15 protein-coding genes and 2 tRNA genes are annotated in these 21811 nt (G+C 60.8%); all 17 read left to right on the top strand.

Annotated features, from left to right (window positions below; translation table 11 throughout):
• Positions 1–1167, top strand: a 1167-nt coding sequence (gene tuf, locus G486_RS0115750) for an elongation factor Tu (protein WP_027016404.1), incomplete at its 5' end; no start/stop codon positions are given.
• 10 nt (positions 1168–1177) lie between these two features.
• Positions 1178–1253 (top strand) — tRNA-Trp (locus tag G486_RS0115745).
• Between the two features lie 86 nt (positions 1254–1339).
• Positions 1340–1723 carry a preprotein translocase subunit SecE gene (gene secE, locus G486_RS0115740; protein ID WP_027016403.1) on the top strand — a complete coding sequence of 128 codons (384 nt, stop codon included), beginning with the start codon at positions 1340–1342 and terminating at the stop codon, positions 1721–1723.
• Complete coding sequence (nusG, locus tag G486_RS0115735; RefSeq protein ID WP_027016402.1) at positions 1723–2307, top strand: transcription termination/antitermination protein NusG; 585 nt, start codon at positions 1723–1725, stop codon at positions 2305–2307. Before secE ends, nusG begins: the two co-directional genes overlap by 1 nt.
• 131 nt (positions 2308–2438) lie before the next feature.
• A complete protein-coding gene (gene rplK / locus G486_RS0115730; RefSeq protein ID WP_027016401.1) occupies positions 2439–2870 on the top strand; it encodes a 50S ribosomal protein L11 in 432 nt (143 codons plus the stop codon).
• On the top strand, positions 2871–3566 hold the full coding sequence (rplA, locus tag G486_RS0115725; protein WP_027016400.1) for a 50S ribosomal protein L1: 696 nt from the start codon (positions 2871–2873) through the stop codon (positions 3564–3566).
• Between the two features lie 221 nt (positions 3567–3787).
• On the top strand, positions 3788–4312 hold the full coding sequence (rplJ, locus tag G486_RS0115720; RefSeq protein ID WP_027016399.1) for a 50S ribosomal protein L10: 525 nt from the start codon (positions 3788–3790) through the stop codon (positions 4310–4312).
• A gap of 39 nt (positions 4313–4351) precedes the next feature.
• Positions 4352–4729 carry a 50S ribosomal protein L7/L12 gene (rplL, locus tag G486_RS0115715; RefSeq protein ID WP_027016398.1) on the top strand — a complete coding sequence of 126 codons (378 nt, stop codon included), beginning with the start codon at positions 4352–4354 and terminating at the stop codon, positions 4727–4729.
• A gap of 261 nt (positions 4730–4990) precedes the next feature.
• Positions 4991–9103, top strand: a complete 4113-nt coding sequence (gene rpoB / locus G486_RS0115710; RefSeq protein ID WP_027016397.1) for a DNA-directed RNA polymerase subunit beta — start codon at positions 4991–4993, stop codon at positions 9101–9103.
• A gap of 21 nt (positions 9104–9124) precedes the next feature.
• The gene (gene rpoC, locus G486_RS0115705) at positions 9125–13336 is read left to right on the top strand and encodes a DNA-directed RNA polymerase subunit beta' (RefSeq protein WP_027016396.1); all 4212 of its coding nucleotides are present in this window, start codon (positions 9125–9127) and stop codon (positions 13334–13336) included.
• Positions 13337–13452: 116 nt separating this feature from the next.
• A complete protein-coding gene (locus G486_RS22545; protein ID WP_084455351.1) occupies positions 13453–14067 on the top strand; it encodes a LemA protein in 615 nt (204 codons plus the stop codon).
• Positions 14036–15430 (top strand): 16S rRNA (cytosine(967)-C(5))-methyltransferase RsmB, encoded by a 1395-nt coding sequence (rsmB, locus tag G486_RS0115695; protein WP_027016395.1) that lies wholly within the window; start codon positions 14036–14038, stop codon positions 15428–15430. The genes G486_RS22545 and rsmB overlap by 32 nt, the downstream gene beginning before the upstream one ends.
• The gene (locus G486_RS0115690; protein ID WP_245587343.1) at positions 15375–16040 is read left to right on the top strand and encodes a DUF4390 domain-containing protein; all 666 of its coding nucleotides are present in this window, start codon (positions 15375–15377) and stop codon (positions 16038–16040) included. The genes rsmB and G486_RS0115690 overlap by 56 nt, the downstream gene beginning before the upstream one ends.
• Positions 16041–16060: 20 nt before the next feature.
• Positions 16061–18397 (top strand): sensor histidine kinase, encoded by a 2337-nt coding sequence (locus tag G486_RS0115685; RefSeq protein WP_027016393.1) that lies wholly within the window; start codon positions 16061–16063, stop codon positions 18395–18397.
• Between the two features lie 35 nt (positions 18398–18432).
• Positions 18433–19092, top strand: coding sequence for a response regulator (locus G486_RS0115680; RefSeq protein ID WP_027016392.1), 660 nt, complete (start codon positions 18433–18435; stop codon positions 19090–19092).
• Between the two features lie 66 nt (positions 19093–19158).
• Positions 19159–19234 (top strand) — tRNA-Phe (locus G486_RS0115675).
• A gap of 448 nt (positions 19235–19682) precedes the next feature.
• Positions 19683–21728 (top strand): TonB-dependent receptor, encoded by a 2046-nt coding sequence (locus G486_RS0115670; RefSeq protein ID WP_245587342.1) that lies wholly within the window; start codon positions 19683–19685, stop codon positions 21726–21728.
• The last annotated feature ends 83 nt before the right edge of the window (positions 21729–21811 follow it).

The following is a 21811-nucleotide window of genomic DNA, read 5'->3' as shown; positions in this document are numbered from 1 at the left end:
ACCAAGCCGCACGTCAACGTTGGCACCATCGGTCACGTGGACCACGGCAAGACCACCTTGACGGCTGCTATCGCTACCGTTCTGTCCAAGGCCTTCGGCGGTGAAGCCAAGGGTTACGATCAGATCGACAACGCGCCTGAAGAGAAGGCCCGCGGCATCACCATCAACACCTCGCACGTCGAGTACGAAACGGCTACCCGCCACTACGCTCACGTGGACTGCCCCGGTCACGCCGACTATGTGAAGAACATGATCACCGGTGCTGCCCAGATGGACGGTGCCATCCTGGTGTGCTCGGCCGCTGACGGCCCCATGCCCCAGACCCGCGAGCACATCCTGCTGGCCCGTCAGGTGGGCGTGCCCTACATCATCGTGTTCCTGAACAAGTGCGACATGGTGGACGACGAAGAGCTGCTGGAGCTGGTCGAAATGGAAGTGCGCGAGCTGCTGTCCAAGTACGACTTCCCCGGCGACGACACTCCCATCGTGCGCGGTTCGGCCAAGCTGGCCCTCGAAGGCGATGCATCGCCCATCGGTGAAGCCGCTGTGCTGAAGCTGGCCGAAGCCCTGGACACCTACATCCCCACGCCCGAGCGCGCTGTGGACGGTGCTTTCCTGATGCCCGTGGAAGACGTGTTCTCCATCTCGGGTCGCGGTACCGTGGTGACCGGTCGCGTCGAGCGCGGCATCATCAAGGTCGGCGAAGAAATCGAAATCGTCGGCATCAAGGACACCGTCAAGACCATCGTGACCGGTGTGGAAATGTTCCGCAAGCTGCTGGACCAGGGTCAGGCTGGCGACAACGTGGGTCTGCTGCTGCGCGGCACCAAGCGTGAAGACGTGGAACGCGGCCAAGTGCTGTGCAAGCCCAACTCCATCAAGCCCCACACCCACTTCACCGCTGAGGTGTATGTGCTGAGCAAGGATGAAGGCGGTCGCCACACTCCTTTCTTCAACAACTACCGTCCCCAGTTCTACTTCCGTACGACCGACGTGACCGGCTCCATCGAGCTGCCCGAAGGCAAGGAAATGGTGATGCCTGGCGATAACGTGTCGATCACCGTGAAGCTGATTGCCCCCATCGCCATGGAAGAAGGTCTGCGCTTCGCCATCCGCGAAGGTGGTCGCACCGTGGGCGCTGGCGTGGTTGCCAAGATCATTGCCTGATTGATTTCGTAGGGGTATAGCTCAATTGGCAGAGCGTCGGTCTCCAAAACCGAAGGTTGTAGGTTCGATTCCTACTGCCCCTGCCACCTGATGGTGGAATCAGTAAGAGCCCGCCCTTAGGCGGGCTTCGGTGTCTTGGCAAGGCGCAAAAATAGCGCACTAGAAATGAAATATGGCCACTTCTCAGGTTGAAACAGTCAGCTCTGCTGCTGACAAAGCCAAGCTTGCCGCAGTCGCGGCTTTAGTCGTTGCTGCAATCGCAGGTTTTTATCTGTTGAGCAAGCAAGGCCCCCTGGTTCAATGGGCAGTATTGCTGGTTGGTCTGGTGGTTGCAGTTGCTGTGTTCCTGATTTCCGAGCCGGGCAGGCGTTTCGTCGGCTTTGCGCGTGACGCCTGGCGGGAAGTGAAGAAGGTTGTGTGGCCTACGCCTAAAGAGACGACACAAATGACGTTGTATGTCTTTGGCTTTGTCGTGGTCATGGCCTTGTTCTTGTGGTTCACAGACAAAACCCTGGAATGGGTTTTGTATGACCTGATTTTGGGCTGGAGGAAGTAATGGATGCTGTCGAAACAGGTGTGAATGACGGGATGGCGGGGCCTGCTAACCCTGACATGCGCTGGTATATCGTCCATGCGTACTCTGGCATGGAGAAGGCTGTCGAGCGCAACATCACCGAGCGCATTACTCGCTCGGACATGCAGGCAAAGTTCGGGCGCATTCTTGTCCCCACTGAAGAGGTGGTTGAGATGAAGAATGGGCAGCGTCGCACTACCGAGAGGCGCTTGTACCCGGGCTATGTGTTTGTCGAGATGGTGATGGACGATGACACGTGGCACTTGGTCAAGCACACCAGCAAGGTCACGGGCTTCGTGGGTGGGGCCAAGAATCGGCCCGCCCCTATCTCTGGTGAAGAGGTGCGCAAGATTGTTGACCAGATGCAGGAAGGCACAGAGAAGCCGCGCCATAAGATCGAGTTCATGGTTGGCGAACTGGTGCGCGTCAAAGAGGGGCCATTTACGGACTTCAATGGGTCTGTTGAAGAGGTCAACTATGAGAAGAGCCGTCTGCGTGTCTCGGTCATGATCTTTGGTCGCTCCACTCCTGTTGAGCTGGAATTCGCCCAGGTTGAAAAAACCTGAGGTTTCTTATAGAATCGTGGGTTCCGCATTTTTTGGCTCGGTGCGGAGCTTTGGTTGAGAGTCTATAACCCCCGGGGAGCTGCAGGTTTCGTTCATGAAGTCTGTGGCGCTATACCCGCAAGGAGCATTCAATGGCGAAGAAAATCGTCGGCTTCATCAAGCTGCAAGTGCCAGCTGGTAAGGCCAACCCCTCCCCTCCGATTGGCCCGGCACTGGGTCAACGTGGCCTCAACATCATGGAGTTCTGCAAGGCGTTCAACGCCCAGACCCAGGGTGTGGAGCCCGGTCTGCCTCTGCCTGTGGTGATCACGGCTTTTGCTGACAAGAGCTTTACCTTTGTCATCAAGACGCCTCCTGCCACCGTGCTGATCAAGAAGGCCGTCAAGCTGGACAAGGGCTCGGCCAATCCTCTGAAGAACAAGGTTGGCAAGATCACCCGTGCTCAGTTGGAAGAGATTGCCCAGACCAAGCTCAAGGACATGAACGCCGCTGACGTGGACGCTGCTGTGCGCACGCTGGCTGGCTCGGCCCGTTCCATGGGCGTGATTGTGGAGGGTGTGTAAATGGCCAAGTTGACCAAGAAGCAAAAAGCTCTCCAGGGCAAGGTGGACTCCACCAAGCTGTACGCGTTCACCGAAGCTGTGGCCCTGGTGAAGGAAGCTGCAACCGCCAAGTTCGACGAGTCCATCGACGTGGCCGTGCAACTGGGTGTGGATGCGAAGAAGTCTGACCAGGTCGTGCGTGGCGCCGTGGTGCTGCCCAACGGCACGGGCAAGACTGCCCGCGTGGCCGTATTCGCCCAAGGCGCCAAGGCTGAAGAAGCCAAGGCCGCAGGTGCGGATTTCGTCGGTATGGATGATCTGGCTGCCCAGGTCAAGGCTGGTGACATGCCTTTTGACGTGGTCATCGCTGCTCCCGACGCCATGCGCGTTGTGGGTCAGCTGGGTCAGATCCTAGGTCCGCGCGGCCTGATGCCTAACCCCAAGGTGGGCACGGTGACACCCGATGTGGCCACGGCTGTGAAGAACGCCAAGGCTGGTCAGGTGCAGTTCCGCGTCGACAAGGCCGGCATCATCCATGCAACCATTGGCCGTCGCTCGTTCGAGAACGACAAGCTGCAAGGCAACCTGGCTGCCTTGATTGAAGCCTTGAACAAGGCCAAGCCGGTATCGAGCAAGGGCTTGTACCTGCGCAAGGTGGCTGTTTCGTCGACCATGGGTGTGGGCGTTCGCGTCGACACGCAAACCATCTCGGCGTAATCGTGAATCTTGAGGCGTTGCAAGACGCCTCGGTGGTGGGTCGGTGCAGCGATGCGCCGAGCCATCCAAGACCGTTGGTGTACAGACGCTGTACTTAAACCCTGTGGGCCAACGCAGATGGCGATCCCGCTGCAGATGGATGTATTTCCTCAACAGTTGGTCGCTGCAACAAGAGCGCGCACAAGGGGCTTGCCCTGAGTGCGCATTTGAAGGAGTAGACCTTGAGTCTTAATCGCAGTGAGAAAGAAGCGGTCATTGCTGAAGTGACCAGCCTCGCAGCTAAAGCTCAAACGCTTGTGATCGCGGAATACCGCGGCATCACGGTCGCCGACCTGACCCGACTGCGCGCCGATGCCCGCAGCAAGGGCGTAAGCCTGAGCGTGTTGAAGAACACGCTGGCCCGCCGTGCTGTGGCAGGAAGCCAGTTCGACGTGGTGGCTGACCAGATGACCGGTCCTCTGATCTACGGCTTCTCTGAAGACGCAGTGGCTGCCGCCAAGGTGGTGGCCGACTTCGCGAAAACCAACGACAAGCTGGTGATTCGTGGCGGCGCGTTTTCGGGCAAGGCCCTGGACGTAAACGGCGTAAAGCAGCTGGCAAACATCCCTTCCAAGGAAGTACTGCTCGCACAACTGTGCGGCTTGCTCATGTCGCCCATCTCGCGTACAGCCGTTGTGCTGGGCGCACTGGCGACCAAGAAGGGCGAAGGCGCAGCCGAACCCGCAGCCGAAGCAGTCGCCGCCTGAGTGCGCGACGAGAAACAACCAATTCGTTAGGAAATCAAAATGGCATTCGATAAAGACGCATTCTTGACCGCTCTGGACAGCATGACGGTCCTGGAACTCAATGACCTGGTCAAGGCCATTGAAGAGAAGTTTGGCGTGAGCGCTGCCGCCATGGCTGCTCCCGCTGCTGGCGGCGCTGCTGCTGGTGCTGCTGCTGCTGAAGAGAAGACCGACTTCGACGTCGTTCTGACCGAAGCTGGCGCCAACAAGGTGTCCGTGATCAAGGCCGTGCGTGAAATCACCGGTCTGGGTCTGAAGGAAGCCAAGGACCTGGTGGACGGTGCTCCCAAGGTCGTGAAGGAAGCCGCTCCCAAGGCCGACGCAGAAGCCGCTGTGAAGAAGCTGGTGGAAGCTGGTGCCAAGGCTGAACTGAAGTAATTCAGCTCACTCAAGGGCTGGAGGCTCCCTCGGGGCCTCCAGCCTTTGGTGCTTGTGGAGAGCACACCAGAAAGCGGGCTTTCGAGCCGGCTTTCTAGTGTCTTCTGACAACCCGACAGCAGAAGATGCCTTGGTTCGGGCGATGTGCAACGCATCGCCGTCAGCCATGGTTGGTAGTGGCCAACCGCCAAGCCCGCAGGGAGCTTTCCATGTGGGGGAGTCGTCGCAGACCCAGGACTCATGTCTTTGCCCGGAGATCTCATGGCCTATTCTTACACCGAACGCAAGCGAATCCGCAAAAGCTTCGGGAGCCGCGACAGCGTGCTCGAAGTGCCTTACCTGCTGCAGATGCAAAAAGATGCCTACACCGCATTCCTGCAAGCAGATCTAGCCCCCAAAAAACGTAGCATTGAAGGCCTGCAAGCGGCTTTCAATTCCGCTTTTCCCATCGTCTCCCACAATGGTTTTGTGGAGATGAAGTTTGTCGAGTACAACCTCGCCAAGCCCGCTTTCGACGTTCGTGAATGCCAGACCCGTGGCTTGACATTCGCTTCGGCCGTGCGCGCCAAGGTGCAGTTGATCATCTATGACCGCGAGTCTTCCACCTCGCAGTCCAAGGTGGTCAAGGAGGTCAAGGAGCAAGAGGTCTACATGGGCGAAGTGCCCCTGATGACCGACAAGGGATCCTTCATCATCAACGGCACCGAGCGTGTGATCGTTTCCCAGCTGCACCGCTCGCCTGGCGTGTTCTTCGAACACGACAAGGGCAAGACCCACAGCTCGGGCAAGCTGCTGTTCTCGGCGCGCATCATTCCCTATCGCGGCTCCTGGCTGGACTTCGAGTTCGACCCCAAGGACCTGCTGTTCTTCCGCGTCGACCGTCGTCGCAAGATGCCCGTGACCATCCTGCTCAAGGCCATCGGCCTGACGCCGGAAACCATTCTGGCGAGCTTCTTCATCAACGACAACTTCCGTCTGATGGACAGCGGCGCGCAAATGGAATTCGTGTCCGACCGCCTGCGCGGCGAAGTCGCGCGCTTCGACATTACCGACAAGTCCGGCAAGGTCGTGGTGGCCAAGGACAAGCGTGTCACGGCCCGTCATACGCGTGAGCTTGAGCAGTCCGGCACCAAGTTCATCAGCGTGCCCGAGGACTTCCTGATCGGCCGCGTGGTCGCCAAGAACATCATCGATCCGGACACCGGTGAGATCATTGCCAAGGCCAACGAAGAGCTGACCGAAGCCCTGTTGAAGAAGCTGCGCAGCGCCGGAATCCAGGACCTGCAGTGCATCTACACGAACGAACTGGACCAGGGTGCCTACATCTCGCAGACCCTGCGCACCGATGAAACCGTGGACGAGTTCGCAGCCCGCGTGGCCATCTACCGCATGATGCGCCCCGGTGAGCCGCCGACCGAAGACGCCGTCCAGGCCCTGTTCCAGCGCCTGTTCTACAACGCCGACACCTATGACTTGTCGCGCGTGGGCCGTATGAAGTTCAACGCCAAAATCGGCCGCGACGAAGCCACCGGCCCCATGGTGCTGTCCAATGAGGACATCCTTGCCGTGGTCAAGATCCTGGTGGATCTGCGCAACGGCAAGGGCGAAGTCGATGACATCGATCACCTGGGTAACCGCCGCGTGCGTTGCGTGGGTGAGCTGGCCGAAAACCAGTACCGCACCGGCCTGGCTCGTATCGAAAAGGCCGTGAAGGAGCGTCTGGGTCAGGCCGAGCAAGAGCCGCTGATGCCTCACGACCTGATCAACTCCAAGCCCATCTCTGCGGCTTTGAAGGAGTTCTTCGGTGCGTCCCAGCTGTCGCAGTTCATGGACCAGACCAATCCCCTGGCAGAAATCACGCACAAGCGCCGTGTTTCCGCCCTGGGCCCGGGTGGTCTGACCCGCGAGCGCGCAGGCTTTGAAGTGCGTGACGTGCACGTGACCCACTACGGCCGCGTCTGCCCTATCGAAACGCCTGAAGGCCCGAACATCGGCCTGATCAATTCCCTGGCCTTGTACGCCCGCCTGAACGAGTATGGCTTCATCGAAACCCCGTACCGCCGCGTGGTGGATGGCAAGGTGACGATGGAGATCGACTACCTGTCCGCCATTGAGGAAGGCAAGTACATCATTGCCCAGGCCAACGCCGAACTGGACGCCGAAGGCCGCCTGGTCGGTGATCTGATCTCTGCACGTGAAACCGGGGAGTCAACCCTGGTTTCGGCTGAGCGTGTGCAATACATGGACGTGTCGCCTGCGCAGATCGTCTCCGTGGCCGCTTCGCTGATCCCCTTCCTGGAACACGACGATGCGAACCGTGCGCTGATGGGCGCCAACATGTCGCGCCAAGCCGTGCCCGTGCTGCGTCCCGAAAAGCCCATGGTGGGCACCGGCATCGAGCGCGTGGCTGCGATCGACTCCGGCACCGTGGTCACGGCCAAGCGTGGCGGTATCGTGGACTATGTGGATGCCACGCGTATCGTGGTGCGTGTGAACGACGACGAAGCCGTGGCCGGCGAAGTCGGTGTGGACATCTACAACCTGATCAAGTACCAGCGCTCCAACCAGAACACCAACATCCATCAGCGTCCCATCGTCAAGCGTGGCGACAAGCTGTCCAAGGGGGATGTGGTGGCTGATGGTGCCTCGACCGATCTGGGTGAAATCGCCATCGGCCAGAACATGCTGATCGCCTTCATGCCCTGGAACGGCTACAACTTCGAAGACTCGATTCTGATCAATGAGCGTGTAGTGGCCGATGACCGTTATACCTCGATCCACATCGAGGAGCTGGTGGTGATGGCCCGCGACACCAAGCTGGGTGCGGAAGAAATCACACGCGACATCCCCAATCTGTCCGAACAACAGCTCAACCGTCTGGACGAGTCCGGCATCATCTATGTGGGTGCCGAAGTCCAGCCCGGTGACGTGCTGGTGGGCAAGGTCACGCCCAAGGGCGAGACCACGCTGACGCCCGAAGAAAAGCTGCTGCGTGCCATCTTCGGTGAGAAGGCTTCCGACGTGAAGGACACCTCGCTGCGTGTGGACCAGGGCTCGTCCGGCACTGTGATCGACGTGCAGGTCTTCACGCGTGAAGGTATCCAGCGCGACAAGCGTGCCCAGCAGATCATCGACGACGAACTCAAGCGCTTCCGCCTGGACCTGAACGACCAGCTGCGCATCGTGGAAGCCGACGCCTTCGACCGTATCGAGAAGCTGCTCACCGGTCGTGTGGCCAATGGCGGTCCGCAAAAGCTGTCCAAGGGTGCCAAGATCGACAAGGCCTATCTGGACGGTGTGGAGAAGTTCCACTGGTTCGACATTCGCCCTGCAGAGGACGATGTGGCCGCCCAGCTCGAATCCATCAAGAACTCGCTGGAGCAGACGCGCCATGAGTTCGACCTGGCTTTCGAAGAAAAGCGCAAAAAGCTCACGCAAGGTGACGAGCTGCCCGCTGGCGTGCTGAAGATGGTCAAGGTCTACCTGGCCGTCAAGCGTCGCCTGCAGCCCGGCGACAAGATGGCCGGCCGCCACGGTAACAAGGGCGTGGTCTCCAAGATCGTTCCTGTCGAGGACATGCCCTACATGGCCGACGGCACCACGGCCGACATCGTACTGAATCCGCTGGGCGTGCCTTCGCGTATGAACATCGGTCAGGTGCTAGAAGTGCACCTGGGCTGGGCCGGCAAGGGACTGGGCCAGCGCATCGGCGACATGCTCCAGCAGGAGGCCCGTGCAGCCGAAGTGCGCGCTTTCTTGGAAGAGGTCTACAACAGCCGTGGCCGCAAGGAAGAGCTGAGCCAGCTGGGCGATGACGAAGTCATGTCCATGGCCAAGGAGCTGACCACGGGTGTGCCTTTCGCGACCCCGGTGTTCGACGGTGCTTCCGAGCAGGAAATCAAGGACATGCTGAAGCTGGCCTATCCCGATGACCTGAAGGAGCGCAAGGGCCTGACCGACACCCGTACCCAGGCTTACCTGTTCGACGGTCGTACCGGTGAGCAATTCGAGCGTCCGACCACCATCGGCTACATGCACTATCTGAAGCTGCACCACCTGGTCGACGACAAGATGCATGCCCGCTCCACGGGCCCGTACTCGCTGGTGACGCAGCAGCCTCTGGGCGGTAAGGCCCAGTTCGGTGGCCAGCGCTTCGGTGAGATGGAAGTGTGGGCGCTGGAAGCTTACGGCGCCGCCTATGTGCTGCAGGAAATGCTGACCGTGAAGTCCGACGACGTGCAGGGCCGTACCAAGGTGTACGAGTCCATCGTCAAGGGCGAGCACGCCATCGAGGCCGGTATGCCCGAGTCGTTCAACGTTCTGGTCAAGGAAATCCGTTCCTTGGGCCTGGACATGGAACTCGAACGTTCTTAATTATTGAAAAGGAAAGAGTCCATGAAATCGCTACTCGACCTGTTCAAGCAATTCACGCCGGATGAGCATTTCGATGCCATCAAGATCGGCCTGGCTTCGCCCGAGAAGATTCGCTCCTGGTCCTTCGGTGAAGTGAAGAAGCCCGAGACCATCAACTACCGCACCTTCAAGCCCGAGCGTGATGGCCTGTTCTGCGCCAAGATCTTTGGCCCGATCAAGGACTATGAATGCCTGTGCGGCAAGTACAAGCGTCTCAAGCACCGCGGTGTGATCTGCGAGAAGTGCGGTGTTGAAGTCACGCAGACCAAGGTGCGCCGCGAGCGCATGGGTCACATCGACCTGGCCGCGCCCTGCGCCCACATCTGGTTCCTGAAGTCCCTGCCTTCGCGCCTGGGCCTGGTGCTGGACATGACGCTGCGTGACATCGAGCGCGTGCTGTACTTCGAAGCCTATGTGGTGACCGACCCCGGCATGACCCCGCTGAAGAAGTTCAGCATCATGACCGAGGACGACTACGAGGCCAAGTGCGCTGAATACGGCTATGACGAGTTCACTGCCAAGATGGGTGCCGAAGGCATCAAGGATCTGCTTGAAGGCATCGATATCGATATCGAGATCGAGCGCCTGCGCGGCGATCTGACCGGCTCCGAAGTCAAGGTCAAGAAGAACGCCAAGCGCCTGAAGCTGCTGGAAGCCTTCAAGAAGTCCGGCATCAAGCCCGGCTGGATGGTGATGGAAGTGCTGCCCGTGCTGCCTCCCGATCTGCGTCCCCTGGTGCCCCTGGACGGCGGCCGCTTCGCGACCTCCGACCTGAACGATCTGTATCGCCGCGTCATCAACCGCAACTCGCGTCTGCGCCGCCTGCTGGAGCTCAAGGCTCCCGAAATCATTGCGCGCAACGAAAAGCGCATGCTGCAGGAAGCCGTGGACAGCTTGCTGGACAACGGCCGCCGCGGCAAGGCCATGACGGGCGCCAACAAGCGCGCGCTCAAGTCCCTGGCCGACATGATCAAGGGCAAGAGCGGTCGCTTCCGTCAGAACTTGCTGGGCAAGCGCGTGGACTACTCCGGTCGTTCCGTGATTACCGTCGGCCCTTACCTCAAGCTGCACCAGTGCGGTCTGCCCAAGCTGATGGCCCTGGAGCTGTTCAAGCCCTTCATCTTCGCGCAGCTCGAGCAGCGTGGCATTGCCACGACCATCAAGGCCGCCAAGAAGGAAGTCGAATCCGGCACACCCGTGGTCTGGGACATCCTGGAAGAGGTGATCAAAGAGCACCCCGTGATGCTCAACCGCGCGCCCACGCTGCACCGTCTGGGCATCCAGGCTTTCGAGCCCATCCTGATCGAAGGCAAGGCCATTCAGCTGCACCCGCTGGTTTGCGCGGCCTTCAACGCCGACTTCGACGGTGACCAGATGGCTGTGCACGTGCCCCTGTCCGTGGAAGCGCAGATGGAAGCCCGCACACTGATGCTGGCCTCCAACAACGTGCTTTTCCCCGCTTCGGGCGAACCCTCCATCGTGCCTTCGCAGGACGTGGTGCTGGGCCTGTACCATGCCACGCGTGAGCGCATCAACGGCAAGGGCGAAGGCATGGTCTTTGCCGATGTGGCCGAGGTGCAGCGCGCGCTGGACGCCGGGGAGGTCGAGCTGGCCGCCAAGATCAACGTGCGCCTGACGGAATGGGTCAAGAGCAAGACCTCGGGCGAATTCGAGCCCGTGACCGGCCTGGTCGAGACCACCGTGGGTCGTGCGCTGATGTCCGAGATCCTGCCCAAGGGCCTGCCGTTCAGCCATATGAACAAGGCGCTCAAGAAGAAGGAAATCTCCAAGCTCATCAATGCCTCGTTCCGCAAGTGCGGCCTCAAGGCCACTGTGGTGTTTGCCGACAAGCTGCTGCAAAACGGCTTCCGCCTGTCCACGCACGCCGGCTTCTCCGTGGCCATCGACGACATGCTGGTGCCCCCGCAAAAGGCCTCCATCATTGCGCGCGCCGAAGGCGAGGTGAAGGAGATCGAGCAGCAGTACGTCTCGGGTCTCGTGACCTCGGGCGAGCGCTACAACAAGGTGGTGGACATCTGGGGTAAGGCCGGCGACGAAGTCTCCAAGGTCATGATGTCCCAGCTGGCCAAGGAAAAGGTCACTGACCGCAACGGCAACGAAGTCGAGCAAGAGTCGTTCAACGCCATCTACATGATGGCCGACTCTGGCGCTCGAGGCTCTGCAGCCCAGATCCGCCAGCTGGCCGGCATGCGTGGCCTGATGGCCAAGCCTGACGGCTCCATCATCGAGACGCCTATTACCGCGAACTTCCGCGAAGGCCTCAATGTGTTGCAGTACTTCATCTCCACCCACGGTGCGCGTAAGGGTCTGGCCGATACGGCCTTGAAGACCGCGAACTCGGGTTACCTGACGCGTCGTCTGGTCGACGTGACCCAGGATCTGGTGGTCAATGAGGACGATTGCGGTACAGGCAACGGCTATCTGATGCGTGCCATTGTCGAAGGTGGTGAAGTCATCGAGTCTCTGCGCGATCGTGTGCTGGGTCGTACCACGGCCGAGGACATCACGCATCCCGAGACGCAGGCGGTTTTGCTGCCTGCAGGAACGCTGCTCAACGAAGATGTGATCGACGAGCTGGAAGTTCAGGGCGTGGACGAGATCAAGGTGCGTACCGCGCTGACCTGCGAAACCCGTTACGGTCTGTGCGCCAAGTGCTACGGCCGCGACCTGGGTCGCGGCGGCCTGATCAACCTCGGCGAAGCCGTGGGTGTGATCGCTGCTCAGTCGATTGGCGAGCCCGGCACGCAGCTGACCATGCGTACCTTCCACATCGGTGGTGCGGCTTCGCGCGCTGCGATCGCATCCAACGTGGAGGCCAAGTCCAACGGCGCGGTGAGCTTCAATCCCACCATGCGCTATGTGAGCAACACCAAGGGCGAGCTGGTGGTGATTTCCCGCTCCGGCGAGATCATCATCTCCGACAACGGTCGCGAGCGCGAGCGTCACAAGGTGCCTTATGGTGCCGTGTTGACCATCAAGCCCGATGAAGCCATCAAGGCCGGAAAAATTCTGGCCAACTGGGATCCGCTGACCCGACCCATCATTACCGAATACGCCGGCCAGGTGAAATTCGAGAATGTGGAAGAGGGCCTGACGGTGGCCAAGCAGGTCGACGAAGTGACCGGTCTGTCCACCCTGGTGGTGATCGATCCCAAGCGCCGTGGCTCGGCCAAGGTGGTGCGTCCGCAGGTCAAGCTGATCGATGCGAATGGCCAGGAGGTCAAGATCCCCGGTACCGACCACTCGGTGACCATCGGCTTCCAGGTGGGTGCGCTGATCCAGGTGCGCGACGGCCAGGACGTGGGCCCCGGCGAAGTGCTGGCCCGTATCCCGGTCGAAGGTCAGAAGACCCGCGACATTACCGGTGGTCTGCCCCGCGTGGCCGAGCTGTTCGAAGCCCGCACGCCCAAGGACAAGGGCACGCTGGCCGAAATGACCGGCACCATCTCCTTTGGCAAGGAAACCAAGGGCAAGGTGCGCCTGCAGATCACCGATCTGGAAGGCAAGGTCTGGGAAGAGTTGGTACCCAAGGAGCGCAATATCCTGGTGCACGAAGGCCAGGTGGTGAACAAGGGTGAACTCATCGTCGACGGCCCGGCCGACCCGCAGGACATCCTGCGCCTGCTGGGCATCGAGGAGCTCTCGCGCTACATCGTGGACGAGGTGCAGGACGTGTACCGCCTGCAGGGTGTGAAGATCAACGACAAGCACATCGAAGTGATCGTGCGCCAGATGCTGCGTCGTGTCGTGATCGAGAACCCCGGCGATACCACCTATATCCAGGGCGAGCAGGTCGAGCGCTCCGAAGTGCTCAACACCAACGAAGAGATGCAGCGCGGCGACAAGCTGCCTGCAACCTACTCGAACGTGCTGCTGGGCATCACCAAGGCTTCGCTGTCGACCGACTCCTTCATCTCCGCCGCTTCCTTCCAGGAAACCACGCGCGTGCTGACCGAGGCTGCCATCATGGGCAAGCGCGACGAGCTGCGTGGCCTGAAGGAGAACGTGATCGTGGGTCGTCTGATCCCCGCCGGTACCGGTCTGGCCTATCACCAGGCTCGCAAGGCCAAGGATGCCATGGACGATGCCGAGCGCCGCGCCATTGCCGATGCCGAAGCGGCCGAGCTGGCCGGAGTGACGGCGGACGAAGCTGGCGATACCCGCGCTGAATAACAGCGGTTACGCGCTGCTGTAGTAAAACGCTCCCGTCCTGCCCAAAGCAGGCGGGAGCGTTTTTTTGTGGAAATATTCCGGCCGCTGCGAATGCTGCGGCCAAGCGGTGGCAGACGATGTGGTCTCTTTCCTTTGAATGGTTGCTGCTGGCCGTGCTGGTGTTTTGGGTGGTGGGGGCATACAAGCGCCTGAGCCGCCTGCGAGCCAGCTGCATACAGCAGTTCGGTGCACTCGATGCACATCTGGGCCAGTGGCTGGCTTTGCTGCAGCAATACCAGGCTGAGTCCAAGTCCGAAGACAGGCCTGCAGCGCAGGTCCATGCTGAGGCAGCGCTGGAGCAGACCCTGATCCAGTTGCAGTCGGCTCTTGCGGAGGCGCGCAGCCGGCCTTTGCGCGAGACGGCACTGGCTTCGCTGGAGCATTCCTGTTCAGCTGTGAACGTGGCTTGGCAGGCTGTGCTAAGCGTGATGCTCGATGAGGCCGAGGAAGTACAGCAAGCCTCGATGGCCTGGCAAAAGCGATGGGCCGAACACCAGGTGCGCAATCACCTGGGGCTGCAGCACTTCAACCAGGCTGTGAATCAATACAACACGGCCATAGCCCAATATCCGGCGCGTTTGCTGGCCGGCTTGCTGGGCCTGCGCAGCGTGCGTGCGCTTGCGCCCATGGCTGCAGCCCTCAACCCGCAGGAAATCAAACATGAAGCCCAGGCCAGAAGCATCAAGGCTTAAAGACAAAGAGCCGGCTGGCTTTCAAGGGCAGCAGGCTCCTGCTCTGTGGCAGCAATTGGCTGCCGTGGCGCAGGGCCTGCAAGCGATTGTGGCCGGGCAGTCCAGCCGCAGCGTGCTGGACCAGGTGCCAGAACGTTTGCGCCCAGGTGTGCAGGCCTTGCTGTTCCAGGTGCTGCGTCAACTGGGGCGTGCGCGTGCATTGCAAAAGCAGCTGGCACCGCGCACGCCCCCGCCCCATGTGAGCGCCTTGCTGTGCACGGCTCTGGCGCTGTCCTGGGATGAGGAGCAGGCTCCTTACCCGCCGTTCACTCTGGTCAACCAGGCCGTGGAGGCCGCAAAGCGCGGGCCGGCAAAGGCCCAGGCCGGTTTTGTGAATGCCTGCCTGAGGCGCTTTCTGCGCGAGCGCCAGGCCTTGGTGGATGCCACACAGGCTGATCCGGAAGCCTTGTGGAATCACCCTGCCTGGTGGGTGGCGCGGTTGAGAAAAGACCATGGAGAGCACTGGCGGCGCATTTTGCAGGCCGGCAATGCCCAGCCACCGATGACGTTGCGAATCAATGCAAGAAAAACCACGTTAGCCCAATACCAGCAAGCGCTAGCAGCTATTGATATAGAAGCAATTGCAGTCATGGATACAGGCCTGCAACTGGCCCGGGCCTTGCCGGTACAGGAGCTGCCGGGCTTCGCCCAGGGCCTGGTGTCGGTGCAGGATGCTGCTGCCCAGATGGCTGCGCCGCTGCTGCTTGAGGGCATGGCCTGGCCCGAGGGCCGGCCCTTGCGCGTGCTCGATGCCTGCGCTGCCCCAGGGGGCAAGACTGCGCACTTGCTGGAGCTTGCGGGCCAGCGGCCGATGGAAGTCTGGGCTCTGGAAATCGATGCCGAACGGGCGCGCCGCATTCATGGCACTCTGGAACGGCTGGGGCTGGAGGCCAAGGTGCTGGTGGCCGACGCCTCGCAGCCTGGTCAATGGTTTGACACGCATTGTGCAGGCCAGCTCTTTGATGCCATCTTGCTGGATGCACCATGCTCGGCTTCGGGCATTGTGCGGCGTCAGCCCGATGTACGCTGGCTGCGCCGTGAGAGCGATCTCACGCAGCTGGCGCGCATACAGGCGCAGTTGCTGGACGGGCTCTGGCCCCTGCTCCAGCCCGAGGGGCGCCTGCTTTACTGCACCTGCTCGGTCTTCAAGGTCGAGGGTCAGGACCAATTGCAAGCGTTTCTTAATCGCAACAGTGAGGCACGAACTCTGCCTGCTCCCGGGCATTTAATCCAGGGCTTGGCCGACAAAGCCCATGGGGTAGCCGACAATCGTGCCGGTGACCATGACGGCTTTTTCTACGCTTTGCTGCACAAGAAACGCTGACCATCGTGCCGGCCCGGCATGGTGGGGGCGGGTGGCTTGCTGGCTGGCCGTGGTCTGGCTGCTGCTGGCAGGCAGCCCGGTCTTGCATGCCGAGCCTGCACCCGCCGAGATCAGTGCCATGCAGGTCGAAGCCACGGATGCCGGGTTGCTGCTGTCCGCGAACCTGCAGTTCGAGCTGCCCGTACAGGTCGAGGATGCCGTACGCCAAGGCATTCCCATGTACTTCGTGGCCGAAGCCCAGGTTCAGCGCGAGCGCTGGTACTGGTCGGACCAGCAACTGGCCACAGCCAGCCGTTACTACCGGCTCAGCCATCAGCCTTTAACGCGGCGCTGGCGCCTGCATATGTCCAGCATGCCGTTTTCCAGCGCAGGCGCAGGCTTGGCCTTGGGCCAGACCTTTGAGGAACTGGACGAGGCCCTGGCCTCGATACAGCGTATCTCGCGCTGGAAGATCATGGACGCGGCACCCTCGCAGTCCGGGGTTTCTGTGCAGTTGCGTTTCCGGCTGGATCTCTCCCAACTGCCACGGCCCTTGCAGATCGGGGCTCTGGGCCGTACGGGCTGGAACCTGCAGCTCTCCCATTCCCTGCCACTGGAGCGTGCTCCGTAATGCAGACGCCACCGCCGGGGATGTCCGCCGCCCCCACTTCTACAGGCATGTCACGCAGTGCGCGCTGGGCCGTGGGGGTGGGCGTGACGCTGATGGCCGTGCTCGGTGTGTTGCTGCTGTTCCTGCTGACCATGGCCACGAACAACCATCTGGCCTACGAGCGCAATTACAACTGGCTGTTCGCCGCGAATGTCCTGGTGGCGGGCCTGCTGCTGGCCATTCTGGTCTGGGGCGGGGTGCGCCTGGCCGTGAGGCTGCGCCGAGGGCGCTTCGGCAGCCGGCTGCTGCTCAAGCTCGCAGGCATCTTCACGCTGGTGGGCCTGGTGCCCGGTTTGCTGATCTATGTGGTGTCCTACCAGTTCGTCTCGCGTTCGATCGAGAGCTGGTTCGACGTGAAGGTCGAAGGCGCGCTCTCTGCCGGGGTGAGCTTGGCCAGCTCCACGCTGGAGATCGTGGCCAATGACATGGCCAACAATACGCGCACGGCCGCCGCCCAGCTTTCCCAGATATCGGATGCCGGGGCGGCCCTCAGCCTGGAGCGCATACGCGATCAATTGGGGGCGACCGATGTCGTGCTGTGGAGTGCCTCGGACCTGAATACTCTGGGCACGGCACAGGCTTCGGGGCGCGGTGCCGAGACCGCAGGTTTGCGGGCGATTGCAAGTGCCGGGCAGTCGCGCTTTGCGCTGCAGCCCGAACGGCCGGGCACGCAGATGTGGCGCACCGTGCGCGAGCAGCGTGCGGTGTTCAGCATTGAAGGCCTGGATGATGAAGAGCCGGGCGCGATTGCCGGGCCCATGCCCACCGCACGCGTGCGCACCTTGGCGGCTGTGCCCAATCCCAGCGTAGGCCTGCTGGCCGAACAGCGTTATCTGCAGGCCACGATTGCGCTGCCCCCCGCGCTGGTGGCCAATGCCCTGGCCGTACAGGCCGCAAACCGCGAATACCAGGAGCGCGCCCTGGCACGCGGTGGCCTGCAGCGCATGTACATAGGCACGCTGACACTGAGCCTGTTTCTGGCCGTGTTCGGCGCCGTGGTGCTGGCCATCATCCTGGGCAACCAGCTTGCAAAGCCGTTGCTGCTGCTGGCCCAGGGCATGCGCGATGTGACCAGGGGCGATCTGCGGCCCAAACCGGCGATGAACAGCCGCGACGAAATCGGTGGGCTGACGCGTTCGTTTGCCGTGATGACCCAGCAATTGGCCGATGCGCGCGCGACGGTCAACCTCAGCATGGGTCAGCTGGAGGCTGCGCGTGCCAATCTGCAAACCATTCTCGACAACCTGACCTCGGGCGTCATCGTGCTTGATGCAAAAGGCTGCATCATGCTCAGCAACCCCGGTGCGACGCGCATTCTGCGCCTGCCCATGGCGGCCCACGAAGGAAAGCCCCTGGCACAGCTGCCGGGGCTCGAGGACTTGGGGCAAGTCGTGCAGGAGCAGTTTCAGCTTTTTCTGGGAGAGCAGGGGGCGCAGCAAGGGCGTGAGCGCTGGCAGCTTGTGCACGAGCTGTATGGCGGGGGAGAGGGGGGCGTGGTGCAGAACACCACCACCTTGGTCATGCGTGGAGCCGAGCTGCCTGATGCCCAGCGTCTGCTGGTGTTTGATGATATTTCGGAGATCGTCTCTGCCCAGCGTGCCCAGGCCTGGGGTGAGGTTGCGCGTCGTGTGGCCCATGAGATCAAGAACCCACTCACACCCATACAACTGTCGGCCGAGCGCATGGGGCTCAAGCTTGCAGACAAGCTGGAGCCCCAGGATCAGGCCTTGCTGACCAAGTCCGTGAAGACCATCGTCGAGCAGGTCGCCGCCATGAAGCGACTGGTCGATGAGTTCCGCGACTATGCGCGCCTGCCTGCGGCCAACCTGCAATCTCTGGATCTCAATGCGCTCGTGACTGATGTGCTTCAACTGTATGGTGAAGAAAACGCCGCAGTGCGTGTGGAGTCTTCTTTGGACCCGCAATGTCCGCTGATTGCGGGCGATAGCCAACAGCTGCGCCAGGTTATTCACAATCTTTTGCAAAATGCCCAGGATGCGAGTATGCAGCGTGCACAAGAGCGCTCGGAGCCTGTTGGCAGCGTGTGCATAGAGACCCGCTGGAACGAGTCCACGCGGCGCGTACGGTTGAGTATTAACGACAGTGGGACGGGCTTTGAGGAGAGCATTTTGAAGCGCGCCTTCGAGCCCTATGTCACGACCAAGGTCAAAGGCACGGGCCTGGGCTTGGCCGTGGTCAAGAAAATCGCAGATGAGCACGGCGCGCGCGTGGACCTGGGCAATCGTGTAGACGATGGGGTGGTACAGGGCGCGCAAGTGTCGCTATCATTTGCGCCTGACCGGGCGGGAGCTGCCTGACGCTCCTGGCGCCGCTGTACATAGGCATAAGACACATGGCAAACATACTGGTGGTCGACGACGAACTGGGGATCCGGGATTTGTTGTCGGAAATCCTCAACGACGAAGGTCATAGTGTGGACGTAGCAGAAAACGCAGGCCAAGCCCGCGTAGCACGTGCGTCGAATGTCTACGACCTGGTACTGCTCGACATCTGGATGCCGGATACGGATGGTGTCTCCCTGCTCAAGGAGTGGGCCTCGGCGGGCTTGCTGACCATGCCCGTCATCATGATGAGCGGTCATGCAACGATCGAAACAGCAGTCGAGGCGACGCGCATAGGTGCACAGTCTTTCCTGGAAAAGCCCATTACCTTGCAAAAGCTGCTCAAGGCTGTGGAAAACGGGCTGGCGCGTACTGCGCCCAGCCAGGCTGCTGCTACTTCGGCTCCTGTCGAAGTCGTGGAGGCCGCCATGATTCCGGCAGCCAATCGTGTGCTCGCTGAGAGCATGCCCAGTGCTCATCAGGGCTTTGATCTGGATCGCCCGTTACGCGAAGCCCGTGACGGCTTTGAAAAAGCCTACTTCGAGTTTCACCTGGCTCGAGAGGGCGGCTCCATGACACGTGTGGCGGAAAAAACAGGTCTTGAGCGCACCCACCTCTATCGCAAGCTGCGTCAGCTGGGGGTGGACTTGGCTCGTAACAAGCGCGGTTGATCAACAGTCCAGAAATTTCTGAGATTTCTTTTTAGGCTTGAAAAACGTGCCTATAATAGAGGTCTTGGCCCGGTAGCTCAGTCGGTAGAGCAGAGGATTGAAAATCCTTGTGTCGGCGGTTCGATTCCGTCCCAGGCCACCAAATATCAGTCCTTGGAAGTCCAGGAACATATGAAAGCCCCAAGTCATCAATGACTTGGGGCTTTTTTGTTTTTGACGATCCGGCAAAGCCCGCTGGCTTCCACAGCAGCATGCAGCAACTTTTACAGTAATTTCGCTGCCAAGGCCCTGGCATAGGGCTGTGCCCGGCCTTGTTCGGTATCGTTGCCAGCGCTCGTGACACTACGCCACCAAAGTTGGCTTTCCCCAATCAAGACGGTTTTGGGTGATGCATTCACACCACATATGTAGGTGTGAATTTGTTTGATAAATAAAATGGTACTGATTCTCATTTGTCTTAAAAATGACTCAGTCCTATGTCCACCGCATACGTTCCCAGACCACGTTTCAGCTCGATTGCTTTAGCGACCTTGACCATGAGTGCTGCGCCTTGGGCGTTGGCTCAGCCAGGCCCGCAGCCTGAGCAGGCGGTGCATGTATCCACTGCTCTGCCTCAGATTACCGTGCGCGACAGGTACGAGCGCGAGGATCTGCCCGGTCTGGCTCCGGGGCGCAAGGCCGCAAAAGGTGCGCGCCTGGGCATTCTGGGGGCAAGCTCCATCACCGATGCCCCTGTGCATGTCAACGCCTACACTCGCGAGCTGGCCGAGGGCTGGTCAGCCCTGTCGCTGCAGGATGTGTTGGAAAACGATGCGGCCGTGGTCTTCACCACCAACAAGGGCCATCTGCTGCAGAACTTCAACCTCCGGGGCCTGGATGTGACGGCCATGGATATCGCCACCAACGGTTTGTATGGCATTGCACCGGCGAACTCGGTGCCCATCGAAATGTTCGAGCGCGTAGAGGTCATGCGCGGCCCGAATGTATTGTTGTCGGGCATGCCGCCCCTGGCCAGTGTGGCCGGCTCGGTCAACATGGTCACCAAGCGTGCCCTGGCCCAGCCCATCGCCGAGCTGACCACTACCTATGTCTCGGACTCCTATCTGCAACTGCATGCGGATATGGGCAAGCGCTTTGGAGTCGAACAACGCCTGGGCCTGCGCTTCAACGGCGTCTACGGTTCGGGCGATATGGGTGCCAAGGGCGAAAGCCAGAAGCGCCGCGTGGGGGCTCTGGGTCTGGACTATCTGGGTGACAAGACCCGTTTCTCGCTGGATCTGTACAACAGCATCACCAAGATCGATGGAGGCAGTCCGGGCATGTTCAGCTTCCTGGGCAATGCAGCGATTCCCGGTGTGGGCCAGTTGCTGCCTTCCCCCAGTGGCGACGTGAACATGTTTCGAGGAACGCATGGGCAGTATGACAACAGCGGGCTGCTGGCCCGCGCCGAGGTGGACTTCTCGCAGAGCTGGCAAGGCTACTTCGCCGTGGGGGCCTCCGAAGCGCAGGGCAAAGGTCTGTTGTTCGGCACCCGTGCCATCGTTACTGGCCTGGATGGCAGTACGCGCGGCGCCATCTACAACGTGCATACAGAGTCGGAGCGCCGCACGGCCGAGGCTGGTGTCATCGGCAAGTTCGCAACTGCAGGCGTGCAGCACCGCCTGCAGTTGTCGTTCAACATCCTCAAGCACAAGGAGGGTACCTACAACACGGCCTGCAACTACTGCTACACGACCAATATGTATGAGCCCTCGACACCTGTCTTTCCGGGCGCGCCGCAATGGAAGGGCTACACCACGGAAAACGAGTTCCGCTCGCTGGCCCTGGCTGATGTGATGAGCTTCGCGGGCGACAAGGTGCTGTTGACGCTGGGGGCGCGCCACCAGACGGTGAAGACCCCGCTCGTGAACGGTTTGCCCTCCAGTTACAGCAAGAGTCGTGTTTCCCCGATGGCTGGCCTGGTGGTGCGGCCCTGGGGGGACAACGTCTCGCTGTATGCGAATTACACCGAAGGCCTGGAGCCGGGGCGCACCGTGGGCGCCGGCTTTGCGAATACCGGAGAGACCCTGGCGCCCATGCAGACCAGGCAGGGCGAGATCGGCATGAAGCTGCAGGCTGGGCAGATGACGCACACACTGAGCACTTTTCGCATTGAAAAGCCCTCGATCATCACCGATGGCAGAAACCAACAGGTGGTCGATGGTGAGCAGCGCCTCAAGGGTCTGGAGTGGAGCGCTTTCGGAAAACTCACGCAGACGCTGTCGCTGCTGGGAGGCATCGAGTACATCAAGTCGCGCCAGATCAACACCGGTCGCGAGAACTACGGTGTGCCCAAGCTGCGCGCACGTATCGGTCTCGACTGGGAAACGTCCGTACCGGGCCTGACCATAGGGGGGCGCGTGCTGCATACGGGGTCGCAATGGATTGATTCGGGCAACAGGCTGCGTGCACCTTCCTGGAACCGCCTGGATCTGATGGCCAAGTACGAGACCAAGTTCGGCGTCATGCCGGTGCGCTTCAACGCCAGCATGGAGAACGTGACGGACAAGAGCTACTGGATCGGCATGTTTACCGACGGCTTCGTGATGCCTGGCGCGCCACGCACCTTGAGACTGTCTGCCACGGTGTCCTTCTGAGGCGCTGATGTCCTGATCCTCTTGCCTGCGCCGGCTGGCGGCCGCCATTGCCCAGGGGCTGGCTGGTGCACCAATCCCGGTTG

The organism is Comamonas composti DSM 21721 (genome assembly GCF_000429845.1).
In the GTDB taxonomy this organism is placed as follows: Bacteria; Pseudomonadota; Gammaproteobacteria; order Burkholderiales; family Burkholderiaceae_C; genus Comamonas; species Comamonas composti.
This window is presented reverse-complemented; position numbering and strand designations above follow the sequence as displayed.